Below are 6,075 nucleotides of genomic sequence, written 5' to 3' on the forward strand. Positions count from 1 at the left end.
GCGGGGACGACACGGGTGGCAGCGGCTCGGGGGACGGCGGTACGGCCGGGGGCGGCGACCCGAGCACCCCGGCACCGGCCCCGGCCTGCACCGCCGTCGGCGGCGGCAAGTACAACTGCACCGTCTGGAAGACCGCCAAGTCCTACACCGCCTCCGGCGCCGAGGCAGGCGTGCTCTACGCGGGCACCAACTATTTCTTCTGCCAGTCGAACCTGGGGCGCCGCGAGACGTCCGGCGAGTGGACCAACGTCTGGTGGGCGAGGACGGACGACGACAGCGGCAACACCGGCGTCTACGTCAGCGACGTCTACATCAAGGGCGGCGGCAACGACGAGCCGGTGCCCGGACTCCCGGTCTGCTGAACCGTCACGTACCGCTCCAGGCCGGAGTCCGTGACCCGCTTCTCGTCGGCGAACAGCCGGGTGCCCGTCGCGCACAGGTGCCGGTCGGCGCGGGCCCGTGCCACGAACTCCTCGGGTGTGACGCCGAACAGCTCCCGCAACCGGGCCGAACCCACGAGGAGTTCGGTCAGCAGCTCGCGCTGGCCGGGGTGGGTGCGCGGGGCGCCGGTGCCGTCGTGCAGGACGCCGTGGCGGTTGACGTACGAGTGGACGCCGGGCAGTGTGACGCCGTCCGGCAGCTCGACCCGCACCTCGGGCGCGGGCAGCCAGGCCCGCCCGTAGTTGCCGTGCGGCAGCGGCACGCCCTCGCTCGCGTCGATCACCGCGAGCTGCTCGGCGTCCAGCCAGATGACGAACAACTCCCGTACGGCATCGGCCGCCTGGAAGGGCGACGCGGAGACGTATCCCATGCGGCTCACGTGTGCGGAGACGCCCACGTCGACGCCGGTCACCCTCGCCCTCACCATCGGGATCGGCGAGGTGATCGCGAACTCGGCCATCTTGTGCCGCAGTTGCCCGGGGCTGGCGTTGGAGCCGACCGCGAGGACGGGCTCGCGGCCCTCGTACCACCGCCTGCCGGGCGGCGAGGATTCGTCGAGGGGGACCAGCCGGTCGCCGTCGAGGACCGCGGAGTCCGCCGGCCAGGCGCCGGGATACCGCAGTGGGTGATCGCGAGGAGCCTCGGCCAGGCCGAGTGCCTCCAGGGTGAAGCCGTCCACCGGTCGCTCAGTCCGCCGGCGGCAGCTCGCCCGAGCCCCGGGTGATCAGCCGCGTCGGCAGTTCGATCCGCTCCGGCGTCAGCAGCGTGCCGTCCAGCTGGCGGAACAGCCGCTCGGCGGCCGTACGGCCGAGGGTCGCCGCGTCCTGGGCGACGACCGTGACGCCCGGCTGGAGCAGATCGGCGAGTTCGATGTCGTCGAAGCCGACGAGGGCGACTCTGCGGGTGTGTTCGGCGAGCACCCGGATCACGGTGACCGTCACCCGGTTGTTGCCCGTGAAGATCGCGGTGACGGGAGAGGGGCCGGACAGCATGTCCTCGGCCGCCCGGCGCACCCGCTGCGGGTCGGTGACGCCCAGCGACGTCCAGGCGTCCGCCACCTCGATGCCGGCGTCCTCCATGGCGGCCCGGTACCCGCGCAGCCGCTCGGCGGCCGTGTGGATGCGGGGCATGTCGCCGATGAAGCCGATCCGCCGGTGACCGTGGGCGATGAGGTGGGCCACGGCGCCGCGGGCCCCGCCGAAGTTGTCGGACAGGACCACGTCGGCGTCGATCCGGCCCGCAGGACGGTCCACGAAGACCGTGGCGACCCCCGCCTTCAGTTCCGGCTCCAGATAACGGTGGTCGTCACCGGCCGGGATGACCACCAGGCCGTCCACCCGCCGGGCGCACAGCGCCAGCACCAGTTCCTGCTCGCGCTCGGGGTCCTCGGCGCTGGAGCCGTTGATGAGCAGGGCGCCGTTGGCCCGGGCGACCTCCTCCACCGCGCGGCTGAGGGGTCCGTAGAACGGGTCGGCGAGGTCCTCCAGAACCAGGCCGATGCTGGCGGTACGGCCCTTGCGCAGCACGCGCGCGCTGTCGTTGCGGCGGAAGCCGAGGGCCTCGATGGCCTCCCGTACCCGGTGCTCCGTCTCGGGGGTGACCCCCGGTTCGCCGTTGACCACGCGGGAGACCGTCTTGAGTCCGACGCCGGCTCGGGCCGCCACGTCCTTCATGGTCGGGCGGTTGCCGTACCGGGTCGTGGCGAGGCGGTCTGCTCGGCTGTGGGTGTCGGGCACGATACGGCGTCCTGTCCTGTGGTCGACGGGGATGCGGCGATCCATGTTCTTGTATGAGGATGTGGCGTCGAGCATAGAGCCTGGACAACGTTGTCAGATGCGGGAGACACTGTCCACCGCAATCTGTCGGCCAGCGCCCCCACCGCGACACCGGCCTGTCCATTCCTCAAGGTTGAACGGGGAGAACTGACACTGATGCACACCGACCTCGTGGCTGCGCTCGACATCGGCGGCACCAAGATCGCCGGAGCGCTGGTGGACGGCCACGGCCGGATCCTGCTCCGGGCCCAGCGCCCCACGCCGGCGCAGGAGGACGGCGAGAGCGTGATGCGCGCCGTCGAGGAGACCCTCGGCGAGCTCACGGACTCCCCGCTGTGGGGGCGCGCGGGCGCCCTCGGCATCGGCAGCGCGGGCCCGGTGGACGCCTCCACCGGGACCGTGAGCCCGGTGAACGTGCCGGGCTGGCGCGACTACCCGTTGGTCCGCAGGGTCCGGGAGGCGTCCGGCGGGCTCCCCGTGGAGCTGATCGGCGACGGTGTGGCCATCACGGCGGCGGAGCACTGGCAGGGCGCCGCGCGCGGGCACGACAACGCGCTGTGCATGGTCGTGTCGACCGGCGTCGGCGGCGGCCTGGTGCTGAACGGCCGGCTGCACGCCGGACCCACCGGCAACGCCGGTCACATCGGGCACATCAGCGTCGACCTCGACGGCGACCCCTGCCCGTGCGGCGCGCGCGGCTGCGTGGAGCGCATAGCCAGCGGTCCGAACATCGCCCGGCGGGCGCTGGAGAACGGCTGGCGGCCCGGTCCGGACGGCGACACGTCCGCCGCCGCGGTGGCCGACGCGGCCCGGGACGGCGATCCCGTCGCCGTGGCCTCCTTCGCCCGGGCGGCCCAGGCGCTGGCCGCCGGGATCGCGGCCACCGCGACCCTCGTGGAGATCGACATCGCGGTCATCGGCGGCGGGGTCGGCAAGGCCGGCGACGTTCTCTTCGAACCGCTGCGCAAGGCGCTGGCCGACTACGCGACCCTGTCCTTCGTCCAGCGTCTGACGGTCGTGCCCGCACAGATGGGCACGGACGCCGGCCTGGTCGGGGCGGCCGCGGCGGCGCTGGCGAAGCGGACCCACCCGGCCGCGGTGGTCTGACGGAACCCGGCCGACAGGTGCGAGAGAAACGTTCACGCGACGGCCGGGCCCGGAGCCGGGCCCGGCCGTCGCGTGCGTACGGCGGCTCTCAGCAGCTCAACTGCGCGTCCGCCCAGTCCGCGTGGTCCGAGTCGATGCCGTCGCCGCCGTCGGTGACGACCAGCCGGACCAGTCGGGCGCCGGTGACGTCCGCGGTGAGCGGCTGGGCGGGCATGGCGTTGGTCAGCACGCCGGTGGATGCCACCTTGGTGCCGTCCGCCCACACCTCGAAGGCGACCGTGCCGTTCGCGCCCTTCTCGTCGTCCACGCCGACCTGCGCGGTGACCGTCTCGCAGGACCCGCCCGTGTAGTACTCGACGGAGCTCTCGGCGTGGACTCCGAGCCCCTTGGCGTACACGACCCCGCCGATGGTGATCGGATGACCGTCGCCCGCGGCGCTCTCCCCGTTGCTGGTGTTGCGTTCGGCGGGACCGTAGCCGTTGGCGGCGGACAGCCAGGGCAGATCACCGAGGCCGGAGGTGCCCGAGGGCGGCGGAACCACCACGGTCGCGTCGAAGGGCAGGACCGTCTCGACCCGGAGTCCGGACGGCGAGCGGTAACTCGCCTTCAGCGTCAGGTCGTACGACCCCGTCGGCGTCCCCTGTGGAGCGGTGACCGACCAACTCGTGTGCAGCGAACGGCCCGTGGGCAGGGCCGCGGCGGAGGTCGGCGAGGTCGCCCTGACGGACCAGCCCTCGGGGCCGGACAGCCGTACGGACACCTGCCGGGCCGGACTGCGTCCCAGGTCGGTGACGGTGGTCGTCAGTGCGGCGGGTGCGGCCGCCTGGACCAACAGGCTTCCTTCCAGGCCGAGTTCGACGGCGGGCGGGTACTGCTGCCACTTGCGTTCGGCGGTGACCCGTACGAGAACCGTGCCGTGCGCGGGGACGGTCGCCGAGATCGTGCCCGCGGCGTTGTAGGTCCTGTGCTGCCACAGGTCGCGCAGGGTGTACGCGTCGGCGGCGGGCAGGCCCACGGCCGCGGCGGTCGTGGCGATGCGCTGCGGGCTGCCCGACTCGTTGAACAGGGCGACCGTACGGCTGCCGTCCTTCATCTCCTTGGCGACGACCCAGCGTCCGCCCTCGGACGAGACCACGCTGCCCTGCTTGCCCAGCGGGTCCTGGTCGACGGCGATGACCTCCTTGTTGCCGAGGATCTCGAAGGTCTCGGCGGAGGCCGTGCGCAGGTCGCTGCCGATGAGCAGGGGTGCGGCCATGACCGACCACATCGAGAAGTGCGAGCGGTACTCGGTGTCCGTCATGCCGCCGTTGCCGACCTCCAGCATGTCGGGGTCGTTCCAGTGGCCGGGGCCCGCGTGGGGCGCAAGTGGCAGGTTCTGCTTGAGGATCGAGAGCATGGAACCCCAGCTGTCGCTGATGTCCCCGGTGGTGCGCCAGAGGTGGCCGACGTCCGAGGCCCATTCCCAGGGCTTGTTCTGGCCCCATTCGCAGATGCTGTAGACGATGGGTCTGCCGGTCGCCCTGAGGGCGTCGCGCATGGTCGTGTAGCGCGACTTGGCGTCCACGCCCTGGTTGTTGCAGTTGTCGTACTTGAGGTAGTCGACGCCCCAGTCGGCGAACTGCCGGGCGTCGCTGTACTCGTGTCCCAGGGCGCCCGGAAAACCGATGTTGCTGCACGTCTTCGTGCCAGCGCTGGTGTAGATGCCGAGCTTTAGCCCCTTGGCGTGCACGTAGTCGGCGACGGCCTTGATCCCGTTCGGGAAGCGGGCCGGGTCCGGGACGAGTTTGCCGTCGGCGTCCCGGTCCGGCAGGGCCCAGCAGTCGTCGAGGTTGACGTACTGGTATCCGGCGTCCTTGAGGCCCTTGTCGACGAAGATGTCCGCGATCCCCTTGACCATGGACTCGTTGAACTCGGCCCGGCACTGGGTGGAGTTCCAGTTGTTGAATCCCATGGGCGGGGTGAGGGCGAGGCCGTCGGCCAGGGCGGGCGAGGCGGGTCTGTCGTCGCTCGCGAGGGCGGGAGCCGTTCCGGGCGCCGCGAGCAGCAGCACCGTGAGCGCGGTGACCATCCTTCGGCGGGTCGTGCGGGTGTGAGGGTGACGCATCGTTACGTTCCTCCGAACCAGCGGAAGGTGCGTGGGCTGAGGCATGGTGGCGACATGTACGCGTCATCATGTGAGCGTTTACGTTAGGACGTGTTGGACTGTGGTGGAAGGGGACGGTCCGGCGAACGGCGGCGTGACCCATTCCGTCCGGTGCCGTTGATCAGGCCATGAAGAAGCGCAGCATGCTCGCCATCGCCTCCCTCGCCACCGGCTTCGTCGTCGCGGCGGTCACTCCCTCGCACGCCCTGGGCGAGGGACTCGATCACCTCGACGTCGACAAGACCCTCAGCTCCCTCGATCACACCGTCGCCGGCGAGAGCCTGGACGGCGTGGACGGGACCGCCCTCGGCCAGGGCGACTGACGGGGGGACTGGTCGACCGGGCGGCCCGCGGCGAGATGGTGATCGCCGCGGGCCGTCGGCGTTGCTGCGCAGGCAGTCCGGGGCGGGCGGTGTGTGGCCGGCGCCCTTGAGGGGGTGCGGCGGCGCCCCTCCGTGCGGGGCAGGGCGCGGTCTTCGTGAGGGCCGTGCCGGTTGGCGCTCGGGTGGGGTGTGAAGGGCGGCCGTATGGGTGCGGCTGTGGGCGGGGATGCGTTGCCGGGCCCTTTCATGGGCGCGACGGCTACCTCTGCCGGGGGTGCTTGGGGGG

Annotated in this window: 5 protein-coding genes and 1 pseudogene; 3 read left to right on the forward strand and 3 right to left on the reverse strand. The window is 72.0% G+C overall.

Going from position 1 to position 6,075, the window contains the following annotated elements; all coding sequences use genetic code 11:
• Positions 1–362, forward strand: a pseudogene (locus tag EHS43_RS34780) (serine/threonine protein kinase); the annotation flags it as partial.
• Here EHS43_RS34780 and EHS43_RS34785 read toward each other — a convergent pair.
• On the reverse strand, positions 308–1,120 hold the full coding sequence (locus EHS43_RS34785) for a hypothetical protein (protein WP_125194630.1): 813 nt from the start codon (positions 1,118–1,120) through the stop codon (positions 308–310). The pseudogene EHS43_RS34780 and the gene EHS43_RS34785 overlap by 55 nt on opposite strands.
• A 7-nt stretch (positions 1,121–1,127) precedes the next feature.
• Positions 1,128–2,177, reverse strand: a complete 1,050-nt coding sequence (locus EHS43_RS34790; protein ID WP_125194631.1) for a LacI family DNA-binding transcriptional regulator — start codon at positions 2,175–2,177, stop codon at positions 1,128–1,130.
• A gap of 195 nt (positions 2,178–2,372) precedes the next feature.
• Here EHS43_RS34790 and EHS43_RS34795 point away from each other — a divergent pair, with 195 nt between their 5' ends.
• Positions 2,373–3,323 carry an ROK family protein gene (locus EHS43_RS34795; protein ID WP_125194632.1) on the forward strand — a complete coding sequence of 317 codons (951 nt, stop codon included), beginning with the start codon at positions 2,373–2,375 and terminating at the stop codon, positions 3,321–3,323.
• Between the two features lie 88 nt (positions 3,324–3,411).
• Here the strand turns inward: EHS43_RS34795 and EHS43_RS34800 are convergent, their stop codons facing one another.
• Positions 3,412–5,427: an NPCBM/NEW2 domain-containing protein gene (locus EHS43_RS34800; protein ID WP_185806544.1), complete on the reverse strand. Its 2,016-nt coding sequence runs from the start codon at positions 5,425–5,427 to the stop codon at positions 3,412–3,414.
• Between the two features lie 167 nt (positions 5,428–5,594).
• Between EHS43_RS34800 and EHS43_RS34805 the strand changes: the two genes are divergently transcribed.
• The gene (locus EHS43_RS34805; RefSeq protein WP_125194633.1) at positions 5,595–5,789 is read left to right on the forward strand and encodes a hypothetical protein; all 195 of its coding nucleotides are present in this window, start codon (positions 5,595–5,597) and stop codon (positions 5,787–5,789) included.
• The last annotated feature ends 286 nt before the right edge of the window (positions 5,790–6,075 follow it).

Source organism: Streptomyces sp. RP5T, from assembly GCF_003933965.1.
GTDB lineage: Bacteria > Actinomycetota > Actinomycetes > Streptomycetales > Streptomycetaceae > Streptomyces.